Genomic DNA, 20,457 nt, shown 5'->3' on the forward strand with positions numbered 1-20,457 from the left:
GGAAACGCGATAAACAGGAGCGAGCGTCACCCGGCGTCATCATGGAAACGAGTTCAATGTGAGGGTGTAGAGAATGCTACAAGTTATTCAGTCTCCGGCAAAATATCTTCAGGGTCCAGATGCTGCAGCGTTGTTCGGTGAGTATGCCAAAAACCTGGCGGACAGTTTTTTTGTGATTGCCGATGATTTCGTCATGAAACTGGCGGGTGACAAGGTACTGAATGGTCTGCATGAAAACGGCATAAGCTGCCATGCAGAACGCTTTAACGGCGAATGCAGCCATGCGGAAATCAATCGCCTTGGCGCGATTTTGCAGCAGAAAGGGTGCAAAGGCGTGGTGGGTATTGGCGGCGGGAAAACGCTCGATACAGCAAAAGCCATTGGCTATTACCATAAACTGCCGGTTGTGGTTATCCCGACCATCGCCTCTACGGATGCGCCGACCAGCGCGCTGTCGGTTATTTATACCGAAGCCGGGGAATTTGAAGAGTATCTGATCTACCCGAAAAACCCCGATATGGTGGTGATGGACACGGCGATTATTGCCAAAGCCCCCGTACGGTTACTGGTTTCGGGTATGGGTGATGCACTCTCAACCTGGTTTGAAGCGAAAGCCTGCTACGACGCACGTGCGGTCAGTATGGCGGGGGGGCAGTCAACGGCTGCCGCATTGAGTCTTGCACGCTTGTGTTACGACACCTTGCTGGCGGAAGGTGAAAAAGCACGCCTGGCGGCCGAAGCGGGTGTTGTTACCGTTGCGCTGGAACGCATCGTTGAAGCCAACACCTATCTGAGCGGCATTGGTTTCGAAAGCAGTGGCCTGGCAGCGGCTCACGCCATTCACAATGGCTTCACCATTCTGGAAGAGTGTCACCATCTGTATCACGGTGAGAAAGTGGCTTTCGGTACTCTGGCCCAACTGGTGCTGCAAAACAGCCCAATGGAAGAAATCGAGACGGTACTGCGTTTCTGCCAGAAAGTGGGCTTACCGATGACGCTGGCGCAGATGGGCGTGAAAGAAGGCATTGAGGAGAAAATCCTTGCCGTGGCTAAAGCGACCTGCGCGGAAGGGGAAACCATCCACAATATGCCGTTCCCGGTGAGCCCGGAAAGCGTTTACGGCGCGATCCTGACGGCCGATCGTCTGGGCGCACAATGGTTGGCTACTGAGTAATGATTACCGCTGGTCGCTAATCCGGCCAGCGTTCCACCTGCGTTGTGGATCTCCCCTGGCGTTGCCGTTACCGGTGCCGGGGGTTGTTGTTTTTATGGACCGGCCTTTTCAGGCAGGCAGAGAAGAGAGTAATAAGGCTATGACCACGCAGAATGAGCACGTCGAACAGGCCCTGACGTCATTTATTGACCAGTCCTGGCACCGCTGCGGCAAGATGATGAAGCGCGAATTCTGGAGTACGCCGCATCAGGCTCAGGGGCTGACGTTCCAGTCTATCTGCCGTCGTAAGACTGCGCTGTTGACCATCGGCCAGGCGGCGCTGGAGGATGCCTGGGAGTATATGGACGGTCGCCCGTGCGCCCTGTTTATTCTGGATGAGTCTGCCTGTGTTTTGAACCGCTGCGGCCACCCGGATACCCTGGAGGCGCTGGATTCTCTGGGGTTCATGGCCGGTAGTTACTGCGCGGAAAGTATTATTGGTACCTGTTCTCTCTCTCTGGCGTCAATGATCGGGCAGCCGGTAAAAACCCTTGGCGATCAACATTTTAAACAGGCCTTATTCCCCTGGGCATTCTGCTCTACGCCCATTTTTGATAACAATGGGCGTTTATTTGGCTCGATTGCCCTGTGTTGTCTGGCTGAGGACTCGGGCGTGGCAGATCTCTCTTTGACCCTGGCGATGGCCAGAGAAGTGGGGAATTCGTTGCTGACGGATAGCTTACTGGCGGAGTCTAACCGCCATCTCAATCAGATGTACGGCCTGCTCGAGAGCATGGATGACGGTGTGATGGCCTGGAATGAGCAGGGCATATTACAGTTTCTTAATCCCCAGGCGGCGCGGTTATTACACCTCGATGCGCAGGCGTGTCAGGGGAAAAATATTAACGATCTGGTCACGCTGCCCGCCTTGCTTCGGCGGGCCACCAAACAGGCGCGATCCCTCAGCCACGCCGAAGTCACGTTCGAAAGTCAGCACCAGTTTGTCGATGCGGTCATCACGCTAAAACCGATTGTCGAAGCGCAGGGAACCAGTTTCATTCTGCTGCTCCATCCGGTTGAACAAATGCGCCAGTTAATGACCAGCCAACTGGGTAAGGTGAGCCATACGTTTTCGCAGATGTCGGCGGACGATCCGGAAACCCGGCGGTTGATTCATTTTGGTCGTCAGGCCGCGCGGGGCAATTTCCCGGTACTCATGTGCGGGGAAGAGGGAGTTGGTAAAGAGTTAATCGCGCAGGCAATTCATAACGAAAGCGAACGGGCGGCGGGCCCGTTTATTGCCGTTAACTGCCAGTTGTATGCCGATAATGCCCTTGGCGTGGATTTCATGGGCAGTTCGGCAACGGAAGAAGAGAATGGGCGTCTGAGTCGCCTTGAGCTGGCGTCCGGTGGCACACTTTTTCTGGAGAAGATCGAATATCTGGCCCCGGAGCTACAGTCCATTTTACTTCAGGTGATCAAGCAGGGTGTGGTGACGCGTCTGGATGCGCGCCGGTTGATTCCGGTGGACGTTAAAGTGATTGCCACCACGACGATGGATCTCGGCAATCTGGTGGAACAAAACCGCTTTAGCCGTCAGCTTTATTACGCTTTACACTCGTTTGAAATCAGCATTCCACCGCTGCGTGAACGGCGGAACAGTATCCCGTCGCTGGTGCATAGCCGCTTGCGCACGCTGGAGCGGCGTTTCTCATCCCGACTGAAAGTTGACGACGATGCGCTGGCGCATCTGGTGGCCTATTCGTGGCCGGGAAATGATTTTGAGCTGAACAGCATCGTGGAGAATATTGCTATCAGCAGCGAGCACGGGCACATCCGGTTAAGCAATCTGCCAGGGTGGCTATTCAGCGAACACCCCGGTGTGGCGGGAAACAGTACATTAATGCCCGCCAGTATGAGCATTTCGGCAATAGAGAAAGAAGCGATTATTCACGCCGCCAGAGTGACCAGTGGGCGCGTACAGGAGATGTCACGGTTGCTGAATATTGGCCGCACCACCCTGTGGCGTAAAATGAAGCAGTTTGATATTGATGTCACTCAGTTCAAGCATCGACATCAGGATTAAGGTTCTCCTCTGGCTGGCACTCCGCCACGCGCGCCATCGCAAACAACGCATCAGACAGACGGTTGATGTAACTTTTTAACGATTCGCGCAGGGGCACAGTTCTGTCCATTGCCACCAGAATCCTTTCAAGCTGTCGGGCCTGCGTGCGCGCCACATGCAGGTAAGCCGAAGCCAGGTTCTTGCCGGGGATGACGAACGCTTTTAGTGGGCCCGTTGCGGTCATATTTCGGTCGATCTCTTGTTCCAGTCGGTTAATATCCGCCTGATCGATAACGCGGCTGAGACGAGTAATCCCCCGTTCATCGCAGGCCAGTTCAGCGCCCACCACAAACAACTCCTCCTGAATGCGGTGCAGCCCGGCACGCAGGTCAGGATCGTCGCTGGCAGCATGACAGACGCCCAGCAGAGAAATTAGCGTATCCACACTGCCGTAGGCTTCCACTCTGATATCGTCTTTATTGATTCGGCTACCGCCAAACAGCGCCGTCGTGCCTTTATCACCGGTTCGGGTATAGATGCGATACATGTTATAGCGCCTCGCTAAAGGGGATGACTTTCACCAACTGGCCCGCATTCGCGCCGAGATTACGTAAACGGGCGTAGCCACTGTCAGGAGGGCAGTGACGCAGGGGGCGATCGGCAGGGTACTGGGCATGTGTCAGTACGGTATCGCCGCTGGCGGAAACGCCGATCCCGGTGCGGAGCGCGGAGTGCTGCGCGGCCTGATGGGCAAGCGCCAGTGCGTTATCGATGTCAGCACAGGGGATGGTTCGGCAAGGTACACCCTGTTCCTCAAGACCGAGGCTTATCTGACGCAGCCTTTCGCTGTCGTGCAGGCCTGGATGGTAAAACAGATGCACTGCGGGTGAGCCGGGAATACCAGGGTTTTGCATACGCGTTCTCCACGTCAGTTAAATCACAAAAGCGGGCACAGAGGCCCGCGAATGGTTTGGTGACGTGTTTCAGAACGCCTGACGGAAAATCTCAACAATCTCTTTCTCATTCCCTTTACGCGGGTTAGAGAACGCGTTGCCGTCTTTAAGCGCCATTTCCGCCATATACGGGAAGTCAGCCTCTTTTACGCCAAGTTCATTCAGGTGCTGAGGGATGCCCACGTCTTTGGACAAACGGGCAATGGCGTTAATCGCGCACTCAGCGGCATCCATCGTGGAGAGCCCGGTGGTATTTTCGCCCATAAAGGTGGCGATATCGGCAAATTTTTCCGGGTTGGCAATCAGGTTGTAGCGGCAGACGTGCGGTAACAGCACGGCGTTTGCCACACCGTGAGCCATGTCGTACAGGCCGCCAAGTTGGTGAGCCATCGCATGGACATAACCGAGGTTAGCATTGTTAAACGCCATCCCGGCAAGCAGTGACGCGCAGGCCATATTTTCACGCGCTTTGATGTTGGTGCCCAGCGCCACGGCCTGACGAAGGTTAGTCGCAATCAGTTTAATAGCCTGGATAGCAGACGCATCCGTCACCGGGTTGGCATCTTTGGAGATATAGGCTTCCACGGCATGAGTCAGCGCATCCATCCCGGTTGCGGCGGTCAAACCGGCAGGTTTGCCAACCATCAACAGCGGGTCATTGATGGAAACAGAAGGCAGGTTACGCCAGCTCACAATAACGAATTTCACTTTGGTTTTGGTATTCGTCAGTACGCAGTGACGGGTGACCTCGCTGGCGGTGCCGGCGGTGGTGTTGACGGCAATAATCGGTGGCAGCGCATGGGTCAGGGTTTCGATACCCGCATAGCTATAAAGGTCGCCTGGGTGGGTCGCGGCGATACCGATACCTTTCCCGCAGTCATGAGGACTGCCGCCGCCCACGGTGATTATCATGTCGCAATGCTCTTTCTGGAAGACCGCCAGACCATCGCGCACGTTGGTGTCTTTCGGGTTCGGTTCGACACCATCAAAAATTACCACGTCAATACCGGCTTCGCGCAGATGTTTTACGGTCTGATCGACTGCGCCGTCTTTAATGGCGCGCAGGCCTTTATCGGTCACCAGCAGGGCTTTTTTCCCGCCCAACAGTTTGCAGCGTTCGCCCACAACAGACACCGCGCCCGGGCCGAAGAAGTTCACATTTGGAACAAGAAAATCATACATACGATCGCTCATAATAAGCCTCAGAAAATTGAGTTAGAAATAAAGTTGATTAATGCTTGTCGAAATAGTCGAGCGCTGACCTGGCTATTTCCATATCCTGTTCAACCGTGCCACCACTGACGCCGATTGCGCCAATAACCTGATTGTTTTCAATAATGGGGAAACCACCGCCAAAAATAACAATTCGCTGCTGATTGGTAAGCTGCAAACCATAGAGTGACTGGCCCGGTTGAACGCCTGCGGTGATTTCATGCGTCGGTTGTTGCAGACAGCAGGCTGACCACGCCTTGTTCAGCGAAATATCGCAACTGGTGACAAAGGCCGCATCCATTCGCTGCATTAACAGCGGGTTTGCGCCGCTGTCGACGATGGAGATGACCACCGGAACATTGATTTCACTGGCTTTACTCTCAGCGGCTGCCGTCATTGCTTTTGCCATGGCAAGGCTGACGGTGGCACGGGGAAGGCTTTTATTCATACGTACTCCTGAAATCATCCGCAGAGTGTTAATGGGAGTGGTGTTAATTTAATAAATATTTAAATGCTGGATAATTAATGGACGAAAACTACATTAATCCTTTGGTGTTATTTTTGCTTTTAATGAACGTAAGTCAACAGGGCGAAATGAGCAGGTTGTTTTATAGGTAAGGCTTTTTTAGCGCTATTTTGATTTGACGTCGGTCGTGTATCACATTTATTTGTGAGGCTGTTTTAATGCGTTCCACTGTGAAACGGATTAACGAAAAGATGTCCCAAAATGAAACCAAATTTATTTAATTTTTTTATTGCGCTGCGCCCTTTAAGTTGCCGGTAATTCTCACCCGGAGAGCACTACCGGGCACAATTTTTTAATCTTATGAGCCAGAGCAAAATGAGACGATCAAAACGATTCGAAGTCCTCGAAAAGCGGCCAGTTAACCAGGATGGCCTGATTGGTGAATGGCCTGAAGAAGGGCTGATTGCAATGGGTAGCCCCTGGGACCCGCCATCTTCCGTGAAAGTCGAAAACGGGCGCATTGTTGAACTGGACGGCAAAGCCCGGGCCGATTTCGACATGATTGATCGGTTTATTGCCGATTACGCCATCAACATTGAACAGACAGAACGCGCAATGGCCCTGGATGCGTTGACGATTTCACGCATGCTGGTGGATATCAACGTCGGGCGGGCAGAAATCATTAACATCACCACCGCCATTACCCCGGCGAAAGCGGTGGAAGTGATGGCCCACATGAACGTGGTGGAAATGATGATGGCGTTGCAGAAAATGCGCGCGCGGCGTACGCCTTCCAATCAGTGCCATGTGACCAATCTTAAAGACAACCCGGTGCAAATTGCGGCGGATGCCGCCGAAGCGGGGATCCGCGGATTCTCCGAACAGGAAACCACCGTCGGCATTGCCCGCTATGCGCCGTTTAATGCCCTGGCGTTGCTGGTGGGCTCGCAATCTGGCCGCCCTGGCGTATTAACCCAGTGCTCAGTGGAAGAAGCCACCGAACTGGAGTTAGGGATGCGCGGGTTTACCAGCTATGCGGAGACGGTCTCCGTGTACGGTACTGAAGCGGTGTTCACCGATGGCGATGATACACCGTGGTCGAAAGCCTTTCTGGCGTCTGCCTACGCGTCTCGCGGGCTGAAAATGCGCTATACGTCTGGCACAGGATCGGAAGCGTTGATGGGATATTCCGAAAGCAAATCGATGCTTTACCTGGAGTCGCGCTGCATCTTTATCACCAAAGGTGCCGGGGTGCAGGGGCTGCAAAATGGCGCGGTAAGCTGCATTGGCATGACCGGGGCGGTGCCTTCTGGTATTCGTGCGGTGCTGGCGGAAAACCTGATTGCCTCCATGCTCGACCTGGAAGTGGCCTCCGCCAATGACCAGACGTTCTCCCACTCTGATATTCGCCGCACGGCACGCACGCTGATGCAGATGCTGCCGGGGACGGACTTTATCTTCTCAGGCTATAGCGCCGTACCGAACTACGACAACATGTTTGCCGGGTCGAATTTCGACGCGGAAGACTTTGATGATTACAACATTCTGCAACGTGACCTGATGGTCGATGGCGGTCTGCGTCCGGTATCGGAAGAAGAGACTATCGCCATCCGCAATAAAGCGGCCCGCGCGGTACAGGCCGTATTCCGTGAACTGGGGCTGCCTGCGGTGACCGATGAAGAAGTGACGGCGGCGACCTATGCGCACGGCAGTAAAGACATGCCGCCGCGTAATGTGGTGGACGATCTGAGTGCGGTGGAAGAGATGATGAAGCGCAATATCACCGGGCTGGATATTGTTAAGGCCCTGAGCGTTAACGGATTTGATGATGTGGCCGACAATATTCTCAATATGCTGCGCCAGCGTGTGACCGGGGATTATCTGCAAACCTCCGCGATCCTCGACCGTGATTTTGACGTGGTCAGCGCCGTAAACGATGTCAACGATTACCAGGGGCCGGGTACGGGCTATCGAATTTCCCCGGAACGCTGGGAAGAGATCAAAAACATTGCCACGGTTATCCAGCCTGACAGCATCGAGTAAGGGGAACTGCATCATGGAAACGAAACAGAAAAAGAGCCCGGTTTTTACCCTGACGCTGGTTGAAAACGGCGTTGCCGGTGCGGGTGAACGTGCCGATGAAGTCGTCATTGGCGTTGGCCCGGCATTTGATAAATTTCAGCATCAAACCCTCATTGATATGCCGCATAAAGCAATTATCAAAGAGCTGGTGGCGGGCGTTGAGGAAGAGGGGCTGCATGCCAGAGTGGTCAGGATCCTGCGCACCTCGGATGTCTCTTTTATGTCCTGGGATGCGGCAAATCTCAGCGGCTCGGGGATTGGCATCGGTATCCAGTCTAAAGGGACAACGGTTATCCACCAACGCGATCTGTTGCCGCTCAGTAACCTGGAGCTGTTCTCTCAGGCTCCGCTGTTAACGCTCGAAACCTATCGTCAGATTGGCAAAAACGCCGCGCGCTATGCCCGTAAAGAATCGCCCTCGCCGGTGCCGGTGGTGAATGACCAGATGGTGCGTCCGAAATTTATGGCGAAGGCGGCGTTGTTCCACATCAAAGAGACAAAACATGTGGTACCGGATGCCAAACCCGTTGCGCTGAATATTGAAATTATCCGGGAGGAAAAATGACCACCAAAACCACAATGACGGCCGCAGATTACCCGCTGGCAACCCGCTGCCCGGAGCGTATCCAGACGCCGACCGGAAAACCGCTTACCGATATCACGCTTGAAAATGTTCTCGCCGGAAAGATAGGCCCACAGGATGTGCGTATCTCACGAGAAACTCTGGAGTATCAGGCGCAAATCGCAGAACAGATGCAGCGCCATGCTATCGCCCGCAACCTGCGTCGCGCCGGGGAGTTAATTGCCATTCCTGATAGCCGGATCCTCGAAATCTATAATGCGCTGCGCCCCTATCGTTCTTCCACCGAGGAGCTGCTGGCGATTGCCGATGAACTGGAAAACCAGTATCAGGCGACGATTAACGCCGCGTTTATTCGCGAATCGGCAGAAGTCTATCGCCAGCGCGATAAGCTGCGTAAAAAAGAAGCATAAGGGCGAGCTGATATGGCATTGATTGCGGGGATTGATATTGGCAACGCCACGACAGAGGTCGCCCTGGCCGAGTCCACCAGCCAGGGGCTGCGGTTTCTTACCAGCGGAATTGTGCCGACGACCGGAACGAAAGGGACGCGGGACAACATCAGCGGGGTGATTGGCTCACTCATGCAGGCGCTGGATAAAGCCGGGCGCAGTCAGCAGGATGTGGCGCTCATTTGCCTGAATGAGGCCGCGCCGGTCATTGGCGATGTGGCGATGGAGACCATTACTGAAACCATTATCACCGAATCGACGATGATTGGTCATAACCCCCAGACGCCGGGCGGTGAGGGACTGGGCGTTGGGACCACGATCCGTCTGGAAAATCTGGACGCGCTGACGCCCGAAGAATACAGCAGCGGATGGATACCGCTGGTGGACCATCAGGTCGATTTTATGGATGCCGCCTGGCAACTGAATGAGGCGCTCACGCGGGGCATCAACGTGGTGGCGGTTATCCTCCAGCAGGATGACGGCGTGCTGATCAATAATCGCCTGCAGCGTACCTTGCCGATTGTTGACGAAGTGACGCTTATCGACCAGGTACCCGAAGGCGTGCTGGCGGCGGTAGAAGTGGCGGCGACCGGTCAGGTGATTTCGCTGTTGTCTAATCCCTATGGCATCGCCACCTGGTTTGCGCTCACCCCGGAAGAGACACGGATGATTGTGCCCGTGGCGAGAGCGCTTATCGGCAACCGTTCGGCGGTGGTGCTGAAAACGCCGAAAGGCGATGTGAAATCGCGGGTGATCCCGGCGGGGCATATCACCGTGCGTGGGGAAAAACGTACCGTCCAGGCGGATGTGGCACGTGGAGCCGAGTCGATTATGCGCGCGGTCGCCGGGTGTGCCCCAATTTGCGATATTCGCGGTGAACCCGGCACCCACGCTGGCGGGATGCTGGAACGGGTGCGCCAGGTGATGGCTTCCCTGAGCGGTCACGGTGCTCATGAGGTCTTTATTCAGGATTTACTTGCCGTGGACACATTCATTCCCTGCAAGGTTCAGGGCGGGCTGGCGGATGAGTTCTCGATGGAAAATGCCGTGGGCATTGCGGCTATGGTGAAATCTGACCGACTGCAAATGGAGGTCATTGCGCGCGAACTCAGCCAACGTTTAAACACCCGTGTGGAAGTGGGCGGCGTGGAGGCCAATATGGCGATTGCCGGGGCGCTCACCACACCGGGGAGCGACACACCGCTGGCTATCCTGGATTTAGGCGCGGGTTCCACGGATGCCGCCACCATCAATGGAGCAGGGCAGATAAAATCGGTGCATCTGGCGGGGGCGGGCAATATGGTCAGCCTGCTTATCAAAACCGAGCTTGGATTAAGCGATTTGACGCTGGCGGAGGAGATTAAGAAATACCCGCTCGCCAAAGTTGAAAGCCTGTTCAGTATTCGCCATGAAAATGGGGCGGTGGAGTTTTTCCGCGAACCGCTCAGCCCGGCCGTGTTCGCTAAAGTGGTGTATATCAAAAACGGCACCCTGATCCCGATTGATAATCACACTTCGCTGGAAAAAATCCGTCTGGTGCGCCGACAGGCAAAAGAAAAAGTTTTTGTGACCAACTGCTTGCGGGCTCTGCGGCAGGTCTCGCCGGGGGGCGAAATCCGTGACATGGCTTTTGTGGTGCTGGTAGGCGGATCATCGATGGACTTCGAAATCCCGCAAATGATCACCGATGCGTTATCCCATTATGGTGTGGTCGCCGGGCAGGGCAACATTCGCGGAACGGAAGGCCCGCGTAATGCGGTGGCAACCGGACTCGTGTATCGCTGCGATACAGATAATGACCGGGTTTGCGATGACAGATAAATATAAGTTAGTCGCGGTATGTTAATGAAACGGTACTAATAACGTATTATTTTCAGGGTTTACTTATAAACTTTTATATTATTGATTTTATCGTGATGCTATTAATAATTAATTTTCTCTTTATGCTGAGTTTAATAATTGACGGTTATTATCTTTTTGGCTTTATTCAATGTGAGGGAAGCGCGCGTCTGAAGCCTGCTATTATGTTAGCAGACTAAGTCATCGCGATTTTCCGGTGGGGGCTGAGCATATATCCATCTTATGGTCGCTTTTTGAAGTGAAGGGGGAATCGAGAACGTTTGCCCCCGGGGTACGGAGCTGCTCTGTCTACTCGTTCAGTTAGCTATTCCAGGCGCGTAATTCGAGTGCCTCGTACCGGCTTCGCCTTTTCGTGCCTGTTCATAGTCATTATTGAGAGAAATGAAAATGAACGATGTAAAAAAGCCTGACCTGAAATATATACTCAAGCAAATCCCTGCAACACAAACGGATGACGACGGTGGCAACCTGAATATGTTATCCAACCGTCTGATGCCGTTCGGTATACCTGCGTTCGATGTCAGCTTTAGCTACCTGGTCACAGGGCAAGTCAAGTTTGCTACCGTCGATCTCTCCTTCCTGCGCGTTTTTGATTCCTCGTTTCAGGGGGGATTCGCAGGGAGTAAGTCGGTTATCGATCCGCCGTCAGGAACGAGCAATAACAAGACCGCCAGTATCTTACCCGCAGCTGATGTGAACAACGTTACCGATCCCATTCTCTTAGCCAGCAAGAAAGCGTCGTCGGATGACGATGATAAAGACAATGATGATGATGATGATGATGATGTCGGCGGCGACGGCGCTTTCCCGCTCAACGCCAGTGACATCGCCAACCTGAAGAATCTTGTCAACGGGCTTGAAGGCGGTGAAGACAACGATGCGCTCGGGATCCGCGACCTCGAAGGCACCGGCAATAACCGTGCTCATCTTGACTATGGTTCCGCCGATCAACCGTTCATACGGCTCACCGAGGCGCACTACGGTGCTTACAATGAGATGACGCACAACCGCGACATCAACCCTCTGTTCTCCGGGCTGGATCCGCGTGCCATCAGTAATATCCTTGGCGCACAGGAAGCCAACCTTTCCGGCAACGCCGCCGGGGTGAACAGCTTGTTCACGGCCTTCGGTCAGTACTTCGATCACGGTCTCGATTTTCTCGGTAAGGGAGGTAATGGAACAATCCAGATTGGCGCTCCGGGCTCGTTTCCAAACCCCGCAGACCTGACTCGCGGCACCGTTGACAGTATTGATGCCAATGGTATTCCGCAGCATCTCAATAAAACATCGCCATTCGCTGACCAGAACCAAACGTATGGCTCGAACGAACTTGTCGGCCAGTTCCTGCGTGAAGGCGACGGACTGGGCGGGTTTTCGGGCAAGCTGCTGGAGGGCGGAGTGGATCCCTCCAATCCGGATTTCACGCTGCTGCCTACGCTCAGGGAACTGATCCTGCATCACTGGAACAACAACACGCAGTTCACCGACCACTCACTGCCGGGCGACCACAGCGTGTCCTTCCAGGAGTATTTCGCTGGGCTTGTTGACAGCAATGGCGTCATCAACCAAGCGATGCTCCCTGCCATGACCTCTAATTTCATGGGAAGTGGCTTTGCGCTGCTGCTCGACACCAACCCCTTTATTAACCTGCTCGACCACTACGTGGCGGGTGATGGACGAGCGAACGAGAATATTGCACTCACCGCTATTCATAACATCTGGGAGCGGAATCACAACTTCCATGTCAACGGGTTGCTCGACGCCGGATTTGAAGGAACCGCTGAAGAGCTTTTCCAGGCAGCCAAGATAATCAACGAGGCTGAATATCAGCGCGTGATTTACACCGACTTTGCCGACAAGTTGCTGGGTGGGATGAGAGGTACGGGCGATCACGGCTTCGCCGGGTACAATCCGGAGGTTGATGCACGCGTCTCGCACGAGTTCGCGACGGCCGCTTACCGGTTTGGTCATTCGCTGATAGGGCAGACGCTAACGGTGCTTGACGCTCAGGGCAATGCAACGCAGGTCCCGCTGTTCGACGCATTCCTCAACCCGACCAACGATACGAGTGCGTTCACCTTCCCTAAAGCGCAATTACCCTACTCTCCACAGCCGGGCTATGAGCAACTGGGCGCTGCCGGGATCATTGCCGGTGGGGTTGTCCAGCAGGCGGAAGAAGTTGACGTCAATATCGTCGATGCTGTGCGAAACGACCTCGTTCGTATGAGTGCTGACGTGTTTGCCTTCGACGTCGCCCGCGAGTGGGACGTCGGTCTGGGGTCGATGAACCAGAGCCGGGCCGATCTGATGGCCTCTCAGGATCCGTATGTGAAGGAGGCGGTCAGCTTTGCCGGCTCCCTCACACCTTACAGTTCGTGGGAGGATTTCCAGGCGCGGAACAATCTCAGCGACACCATCATTGGGCAATTCCGGCAGGCCTACCCCGACCTCGTGCTGGAGGAGTCTCAGATTGCAGGCTTCCTGGCGGCGAACCCTGGCTATAAATTTGTTAACGGAAACACGGTCAAAGGCATCGACAGAGTTGATCTGTTCGTTGGCGGGCTCGCCGAGAAGCACATCAATGGCGGCGTGGTTGGCCAGACTTTCTGGGCCATCATCCACGAGCAACTTGACCGAATTCAGGAAGGTGATCGACTGTATTATCTCGACCGCGTGGAGCATCTGGATCTCTACGAGGCCATCGAGGAGCAAGGCTTTGCCGGGATTGTGGCACGCAATACGGGCCTGACTAATCTTCCTGAGAATATCTTCGGGACCAGTCAGCTCGATAATCCGCCGGTTGTTGTCGGTCACAACCTCGTCCTCAACGGTGGAAATGGCATTGATGTTCTCAATGGTGGGCTCGGCGATGATGTCCTCAATGGCGGTGGCGGCAACGACACGCTCAACGGTGGGGCTGGTAACGACACACTCAACGGCGGCACTGGCGCTGATGTGATGAAGGGTGGTCTCGGAAATGACACTTATATCGTTGATAAAAATGGTGATATTGTCACGGAGGATCGTAATAGCGGGACGGATGTTGTTCAGACTACCCTCCAAAATTACACCTTAACCAATAACGTTGAGACTCTGGTATTCAGTGGGACTGGCGCTTTCACCGGCAGAGGGAATGCCCTTGCCAATACCCTCACCGGTGGCAGCGGTAATGATGTTTTATATGGAATGGATGGCAACGACACCCTCAATGGTGGGGCAGGAAATGACACCCTGGAGGGAGGAGACGGTGCCGATATTCTCAAGGGCGGGGCTGGTAACGACAACCTAACAGGCGGTGCGGGTAACGATAGACTCGAGGGTGGCCAGGGCGCTGATATCATGACCGGTGGTGCCGGAGATGACACCTTTGTCTTTAGCAAAGGCTTTGGCCGAGACCGTATTACCAGCGGTTTCGATAGTAATCCCAGCGGTGGACAGGACCACCTCGATCTGAGCTTATTAGGCATTGGAGTGGTGAATTTTGCCAGCAGCGTCACTATTGCCGGGGGAGCGGGTAACAGCACCGTTATTACCCTCGGCTATCCGATTGATGGCAATGTTATTACTTTAGAAAACGTAAACGTGAAAAGCGTTGATGTTAATGATTTTATTTTGATCGGATAAAGGAAGGTCTCCTGGGCCTGGCCAAATACACAACCCCGGACAATAAATTGTCCGGGGTTGTGCTTCTCGACACTCTTCAATGCTTACGCCCTGCATTGACCCAAACGCCAACATGAACATCGCTCATGTTGCATTGAAATTAACTCGCTTTCTCTCCCCCGGCGGCTCTGTCATTAATATCACCATAACTTACTGACAACATGAGTGCCGCAGCGCCAACAAGCCGGTTACATCTGGCTGGCGAAGCTGATGCGCGGTTTCATGTCTGAACCCAGGGTGCCAGAAGACGATGAATAACGAATTTACTTTTACCATCAAGCGCAGTCGTTTTGATGAGAATTATAACCCTTCAGAAAACACGCGTATTACCACTAACTTTGCGAATCTGGCGCGTGGGGAAAATCGTCAGCAGAACTTACGCAACACCTTAAAGATGATCGATAACCGATTTAACTCGCTGGCCTATTGGGATAACCCGAAGGGCAATCGTTATTCGGTCGAGCTGGAAATTATCTCCGTAGACATGAGCATCAAAGGCCAGAGCGGCGTCTTCCCGGTGATCGAAATATTACAAACCGCGATTCTCGACAAGAAGGTGGGTGAACGTATCAACGGTATTGTGGGGAATAATTTCTCATCCTACGTGCGTGATTATGACTTCAGCGTATTGCTGTTAGAGCATAATAAAAACACCACCCAATTCAGTATTCCGGGGAATTTCGGTGAGCTGCACGGGAATATCTTCAGGCATTTTATCCACTCCCATGTTTACAGCGATAACTTCAAAAAATCGCCGGTTATCTGTCTTAGCGTGTCGAGCAAAGACACCTATCAACAAACCGGGAATCAACATCCAGTGCTCGGCTATGAATACCAGCAGGAAGGCACCTCGTTAACGGAGAAATACTTCAATAAGATGGGGTTACAGGTACGCTATTTTATGCCGAAAGGCAGCGTGGCACCGCTCGCCTTTTATTTCACCGGCGATTTACTGAGCGATTATACCGATCTTGAATTGATCGGCACGATTAGCACGATGGAGACATTCCAGAAGATCTATCGTCCGGAAATTTATAACGCGAATTCACCTGCCGGGTTGCACTATCAACCGGATCTCAATCATGACGATCACTCGTTAACGAAAATTGTCTATGACCGCGAAGAACGCAGCCAGCTGGCGATTGAACAAGGGAAGTTCACTGAGCAACACTTTATTAAACCCTACCAGCATATTCTTGAGCAATGGTCCGCTCACTACGCGCTTTGATTAATTGAAAAGATAAGGTCACCTGTTATGAAAACATTGCTCCCAACCTCGACTGCTGGCAGTTTACCGAAACCGTTATGGCTTGCTCAACCTGAGACGCTCTGGTCGCCGTGGAAATTGCAAAATGAGGAATTAGTTGCAGGCAAGCAAGATGCTTTACGTTTATCACTGGACGATCAATTACGTGCGGGTATTGATATTGTCAGTGATGGCGAGCAAACGCGTCAGCATTTTGTGACCACGTTTATTGAACACCTCAACGGCGTGGATTTTGAAAAACGCGAGGTGGTTAAAATCCGCAATCGCTATGACGCCAGTGTTCCCACTGTTGTCGGTGCCGTTGAACGTCAAAAACCGGTGTTTGTCGATGATGCCCGCTATCTGCGCCAGCTTACGAAACAACCCATTAAATGGGCGCTGCCTGGGCCGATGACTATGATCGATACGCTGTATGACGCGCATTATAAAAGCCGTGAGAAGCTGGCCTGGGAATTTGCCAAAATCCTCAATCAGGAAGCCAAAGAGTTAGAAGCGGCGGGCGTCGATATTATCCAGTTTGATGAACCAGCCTTTAACGTGTTTTTTGATGAAGTGAATGACTGGGGCATCGCCGCACTGGAAAGGGCCGTTGAAGGGCTGAAATGCGAAACGGCGGTGCACATCTGCTACGGATACGGCATCAAAGCCAACACCGACTGGAAAAAGACGCTGGGATCTGAGTGGCGGCAATATGAAGAAGCGTTCCCGAAACTGCAACAATCGACTATCGATATCATCTCGCTGGAATGCCACAACTCGCGCGTACCGATGGATTTGCTGGAGCTGATTCGCGGTAAAAAAGTGATGGTCGGCGCTATCGATGTGGCGACCTCTGCCATTGAGACGGCGGAAGAGGTAGCCAGTACCCTACGCAAAGCGCTTCAGTTTGTTGATGCTGATAAGCTGTATCCTTCGACTAATTGTGGAATGGCGCCTTTGGCCCGTCAGGTGGCGGCAGGTAAACTCAATGCGTTGAGCGCAGGTGCGGAAATTATTCGACGAGAGTTGCTGGCGAAATAGTGTTATCGCTTTCGATGCTAAAGATGTAATGCGGTCATGCTGAAATAACCGAATGCGGTATTTTGGCCTCGCGACTTAATCAAGATGAGTGCTAAGATGACAGGCTTAGCACTCAACGCAATTACCTGCAATTTACAAATAGTAATGAATTAATTGTTATTAATAGCCAATACCTTTGCTGTTATCCCTTCAACGTTTCCCCGTTCCACTTCGTTTTATCCGTATAGCGTGATAATGATAAATAGGTGAAACTTTTTAGCTATGTTATCAATGGCGAAAAAAATACGCCCTCCGTAAAGGCAAATTTCTAAATAGCACTTTTTGCATGTTGAAACGTTAAGGCAATCCGGGGTTCGTCAACTAAACTGAGACACTGAGTATCCTGATTTGATGTTGTAAGGTTATTCTGAAGGAATAGAATGCGCATGTAAAAAGTAGTGTTATCTCATCGCCGATATCGCTTTTTACAGGGAATGGCCTTCAGACGCATCTGGAACGCCATCACTCAATGTCGTAAAAGAGTGTTTTGTAATTTATTGTTTCATCTAGGGAAATATCATGCAGTACTTATCGCTGGACAAATATAAAAATGGTTTCTTGTTGGTTGCCCGTATTTTACTGGCAATCCTGTTTGTGTTATTTGGCTGGCAGAAAATGATGGGGTTTGAAGGCACTGTGGGCTATATGGCGTCAGTTGGCGCACCGCTGCCGCAGCTTTCCGCGATTATTGCTGTTATTGTTGAGCTGGTGTTCGGCTTACTGATTGTTGCCGGTTATTTCACCCGCCCGCTGGCGTTGCTTCTGGCAGTCTATACCGTGGCAACGGCAATTATCGGCCACCCTTACTGGAGCATGACCGGAATGGACCAGTACATGGCAATGACCAATTTCTTTAAAAACGTCAGTATCTGCGGTGGGTTCTTGCTGCTGGCTTTCACCGGCCCGGGTAGCTATTCACTCGATCGTAAATAACACTTAGCATTAATGGTCTATCATTGATGCAATAATAATACCTACAGGCCCATGAGAGGCTGAAAGGTTAATGACTCATATTGCCATTCGAACGATTTTGTTGGAATGGTAATATTCTTTTATTGGCTAGGTATTTTCTTATTCGGTAGCGTGTGCAAATTAATTGAAGGGATGTGTGACAATGTCGAGCGAGAAAACGAACAGTTCGAGACGTGACTTTCTGGTCAAGTCGATGACGTTAATTCCTGCGGTAGTGGTGGGCGGCAGCAGTGTTGGTGCCCTGGGGATGGTTGAAAACGCCGTCGCCGCAGAAAGTAAGCCTCACTCAGCGCCCGATCAGGGTGAGTGGACACCACGGTTTTTTAACAGTGATGAGTGGGCGTTTGTAAAAGCCGCTGTCGCGCGGCTTATTCCTGCGGATGAGCGGGGCCCTGGCGCGCTGGAAGCAGGCGTACCTGAGTTCATCGATCGTCAGATGAATACGCCATATGCCACCGGTTCCATCTGGTACATGCAGGGACCATTTAACCCGGATGTGCCGAAAGAGATGGGTTATCAACTTCCGCTGGTACCAAAGCAAATCTATAACCTGGGCATTGTCGAAGCGAATGACTGGTGTCGCCAGCAGTATGGCAAACCGTTTGCTGAACTGGATAGTGCAAAGCAGGATGCCGCCCTGAGCCAATTTGAATCGGGCGCTGCCAGCTTTAAACAGCTTCCCGCCTCTCTGTTCTTCTCCTACTTACTCCAGAACACCCGCGAAGGATTCTTCAGCGACCCGATTCATGGCGGTAACAAAGGCATGGTGGGCTGGACGCTGATTAATTTTCCTGGCGCGCGCGCCGACTTTATGGACTGGGTTGAACGGGGCGAGCGTTACCCCTTCCCGCCGGTATCAATTAATGGGGAGAGGGCATAACGATGGCTACAGTAATGAAAAAAACCGACGCGGTGATCGTCGGATTCGGTTGGGTTGGCGCGATTATGGCCAAAGAACTGACCGAAGCCGGGCTGAATGTGGTGGCGCTGGAGCGCGGCCCGATGCGCGATACGTGGCCGGATGGCGCATATCCGCAGGTTATTGATGAACTGACCTACAACATTCGCCGCAAGCTGTTCCAGGATCTCTCAAAAAGCACCGTCACGATTCGTCACAACACCAGCCAGACCGCCGTGCCTTATCGCCAGCTTGCCGCATTTCTGCCAGGCACCGGCGTGGGTGGCGCAGGGCTACACTGGTCAGGTGTTCACTTCCGTGCAGACCCGATCGAATTACGCATGCGCAGCCACTATGAAGAGCGCTACGGTAAGAATTTCATTCCGCAGGACATGATCATTCAGGATTTCGGCGTCACCTACGACGAGCTTGAACCCTTCTTCGACAAAGCCGAAAAAGTCTTCGGGACATCGGGAACGGCGTGGACGGTGAAAGGCAAAGTGGTTGGCAAAGATCGCGGCGGCAACCCGTTTGCGCCGGATCGTTCAGACGATTTCCCGCTGCCAGCCCAGAAAAATACCTGGTCTGCACAGTTGTTCGAAAAAGCCGGGCGTGAAGTGGGCTACCACCCGTACAACCTGCCGTCGGCGAATACTTCAGATTCTTACACTAACCCCTACGGCGCGCAGATGGGGCCGTGCAACTTCTGCGGATTCTGTAGCGGTTATGCTTGCTACATGTATTCCAAAGCCTCGCCAAACGTGAACATTTTGCCTGCGCTGCGGATGGAAAAACGCTTTGAACTGCGGACCAACTCAAACGTACTTAAAGTTAATCTGACCGATGATAAAACCCGCGCGACGGGCGTGACCTATGTCGATGCGCAGGGGCGTGAAGTTGAGCAGCCTGCCGATCTGGTGATCGTGGGTGCGTTCCAGTTCCACAACGTCCACCTGATGCTGCTGTCGGGTATCGGCAAGCCTTATAACCCTGAAACCGGGGAAGGCGTGGTAGGGCGTAACTTCGCTTACCAGAACATGACGACGATTAAAGCGATCTTTGATAAAGACACTTACACCAACCCGTTTATCGGGGCAGGTGGTAACGGCGTCGGTATCGATGACTTTAACGCCGATAACTTTGATCACAGTGAAGTCGGGTTTGTTGGCGGCTCACCGTTCTGGGTAAACCAGGCCGGTACCAAACCGATTTCCGGCCTGCCTGTGCCTCCGGGAACCCCGGCATGGGGAAGCAAATGGAAAGCGGCGGTAGCTGATACCTATACGCACCATCTGTCGATGGATGCCCACGGCGCGCACCAGTCCTATCGCCAGAACTATCTTGACCTCGATCCTAATTACAAAAACATCTACGGCCAGCCGCTGCTGCGTATGACGTTTGACTGGCAGGAAAACGACATCAAGATGGCGCAGTTCATGTTCGACAAGATGGCGCCTATCGCCAAAGCGATGAACCCGAAATACATGCTCGGTAGCCCGAAAAATGCCAACAGCCATTTCGATACGACCAGCTATCAGACCACCCACATGAACGGCGGGGCGGTGATGGGTGAAGACCCGAAAACCAGCGCGGTGAACCGCTATCTGCAAAGCTGGGATGTGCACAATGTGTTCGTCATTGGCGCATCGGCCTTCCCGCAGGGGCTGGGTTATAACCCGACAGGGACGGTTGCCGCGCTGGCGTATTGGTCAGCAAAAGCGATCCGTGAACAGTATCTGAGAAATCCAGGCCCACTGGTACAGGCATAAGGAAGG

Annotated in this window: 16 protein-coding genes; 12 read left to right on the forward strand and 4 right to left on the reverse strand. The window is 53.0% G+C overall.

Going from position 1 to position 20,457, the window contains the following annotated elements; genetic code table 11:
* Nucleotides 1-73 precede the first annotated feature (73 nt).
* Complete coding sequence (locus AC1MKH_RS08960; RefSeq protein ID WP_049273380.1) at nt 74-1,174, forward strand: glycerol dehydrogenase; 1,101 nt, start codon at nt 74-76, stop codon at nt 1,172-1,174.
* Between the two features lie 139 nt (nt 1,175-1,313).
* On the forward strand, nt 1,314-3,239 hold the full coding sequence (gene dhaR / locus AC1MKH_RS08965) for a dihydroxyacetone kinase operon transcriptional regulator DhaR (protein WP_276220340.1): 1,926 nt from the start codon (nt 1,314-1,316) through the stop codon (nt 3,237-3,239).
* Here dhaR and AC1MKH_RS08970 read toward each other — a convergent pair.
* From AC1MKH_RS08970 to AC1MKH_RS08985, 4 genes are all read right to left on the reverse strand, one after another.
* A complete protein-coding gene (locus AC1MKH_RS08970) occupies nt 3,217-3,765 on the reverse strand; it encodes a cob(I)yrinic acid a,c-diamide adenosyltransferase (RefSeq protein ID WP_276220339.1) in 549 nt (182 codons plus the stop codon). The genes dhaR and AC1MKH_RS08970 overlap by 23 nt on opposite strands.
* 1 nt (nt 3,766) lies before the next feature.
* Nucleotides 3,767-4,132 carry a glycerol dehydratase reactivase beta/small subunit family protein gene (locus AC1MKH_RS08975; protein WP_276220338.1) on the reverse strand — a complete coding sequence of 122 codons (366 nt, stop codon included), beginning with the start codon at nt 4,130-4,132 and terminating at the stop codon, nt 3,767-3,769.
* A gap of 69 nt (nt 4,133-4,201) precedes the next feature.
* Nucleotides 4,202-5,365, reverse strand: coding sequence for a 1,3-propanediol dehydrogenase (dhaT, locus tag AC1MKH_RS08980; protein ID WP_004098891.1), 1,164 nt, complete (start codon nt 5,363-5,365; stop codon nt 4,202-4,204).
* Nucleotides 5,366-5,402: 37 nt separating this feature from the next.
* A complete protein-coding gene (locus AC1MKH_RS08985) occupies nt 5,403-5,831 on the reverse strand; it encodes a GlcG/HbpS family heme-binding protein (protein WP_276220337.1) in 429 nt (142 codons plus the stop codon).
* A gap of 393 nt (nt 5,832-6,224) precedes the next feature.
* On the opposite strand from AC1MKH_RS08985, the gene AC1MKH_RS08990 reads away from it, so the two are divergent.
* The 10 genes from AC1MKH_RS08990 (at nt 6,225) to AC1MKH_RS09035 (ending at nt 20,451) form a co-directional block, all read left to right on the forward strand.
* Nucleotides 6,225-7,892 (forward strand): propanediol/glycerol family dehydratase large subunit, encoded by a 1,668-nt coding sequence (locus AC1MKH_RS08990; RefSeq protein ID WP_276220336.1) that lies wholly within the window; start codon nt 6,225-6,227, stop codon nt 7,890-7,892.
* Between the two features lie 13 nt (nt 7,893-7,905).
* Nucleotides 7,906-8,496: a propanediol/glycerol family dehydratase medium subunit gene (locus AC1MKH_RS08995; protein WP_004098897.1), complete on the forward strand. Its 591-nt coding sequence runs from the start codon at nt 7,906-7,908 to the stop codon at nt 8,494-8,496.
* A complete protein-coding gene (locus AC1MKH_RS09000; protein WP_442961901.1) occupies nt 8,493-8,924 on the forward strand; it encodes a diol dehydratase small subunit in 432 nt (143 codons plus the stop codon). The genes AC1MKH_RS08995 and AC1MKH_RS09000 overlap by 4 nt, the downstream gene beginning before the upstream one ends.
* 12 nt (nt 8,925-8,936) lie before the next feature.
* Entirely contained in the window at nt 8,937-10,784 is a 1,848-nt protein-coding gene (locus tag AC1MKH_RS09005; protein ID WP_276220335.1) for a diol dehydratase reactivase subunit alpha, read from the forward strand.
* 426 nt (nt 10,785-11,210) lie between these two features.
* On the forward strand, nt 11,211-14,447 hold the full coding sequence (locus tag AC1MKH_RS09010; RefSeq protein WP_276220334.1) for a peroxidase family protein: 3,237 nt from the start codon (nt 11,211-11,213) through the stop codon (nt 14,445-14,447).
* A 289-nt stretch (nt 14,448-14,736) separates the two neighbouring features.
* Nucleotides 14,737-15,714 (forward strand): DUF1852 domain-containing protein, encoded by a 978-nt coding sequence (locus AC1MKH_RS09015; RefSeq protein ID WP_276220333.1) that lies wholly within the window; start codon nt 14,737-14,739, stop codon nt 15,712-15,714.
* Nucleotides 15,715-15,741: 27 nt separating this feature from the next.
* Nucleotides 15,742-16,773 (forward strand): methionine synthase, encoded by a 1,032-nt coding sequence (locus AC1MKH_RS09020; RefSeq protein ID WP_327621848.1) that lies wholly within the window; start codon nt 15,742-15,744, stop codon nt 16,771-16,773.
* Between the two features lie 558 nt (nt 16,774-17,331).
* Nucleotides 17,332-17,745: a DoxX family protein gene (locus AC1MKH_RS09025; protein WP_015965035.1), complete on the forward strand. Its 414-nt coding sequence runs from the start codon at nt 17,332-17,334 to the stop codon at nt 17,743-17,745.
* A gap of 181 nt (nt 17,746-17,926) precedes the next feature.
* Nucleotides 17,927-18,664, forward strand: coding sequence for a gluconate 2-dehydrogenase subunit 3 family protein (locus AC1MKH_RS09030; RefSeq protein WP_276220331.1), 738 nt, complete (start codon nt 17,927-17,929; stop codon nt 18,662-18,664).
* Between the two features lie 2 nt (nt 18,665-18,666).
* On the forward strand, nt 18,667-20,451 hold the full coding sequence (locus AC1MKH_RS09035) for a GMC family oxidoreductase (protein WP_276220330.1): 1,785 nt from the start codon (nt 18,667-18,669) through the stop codon (nt 20,449-20,451).
* Nucleotides 20,452-20,457 lie beyond the last annotated feature (6 nt).

The sequence above is a fragment of the Pseudocitrobacter sp. CD920760 genome, from assembly GCF_057782505.1.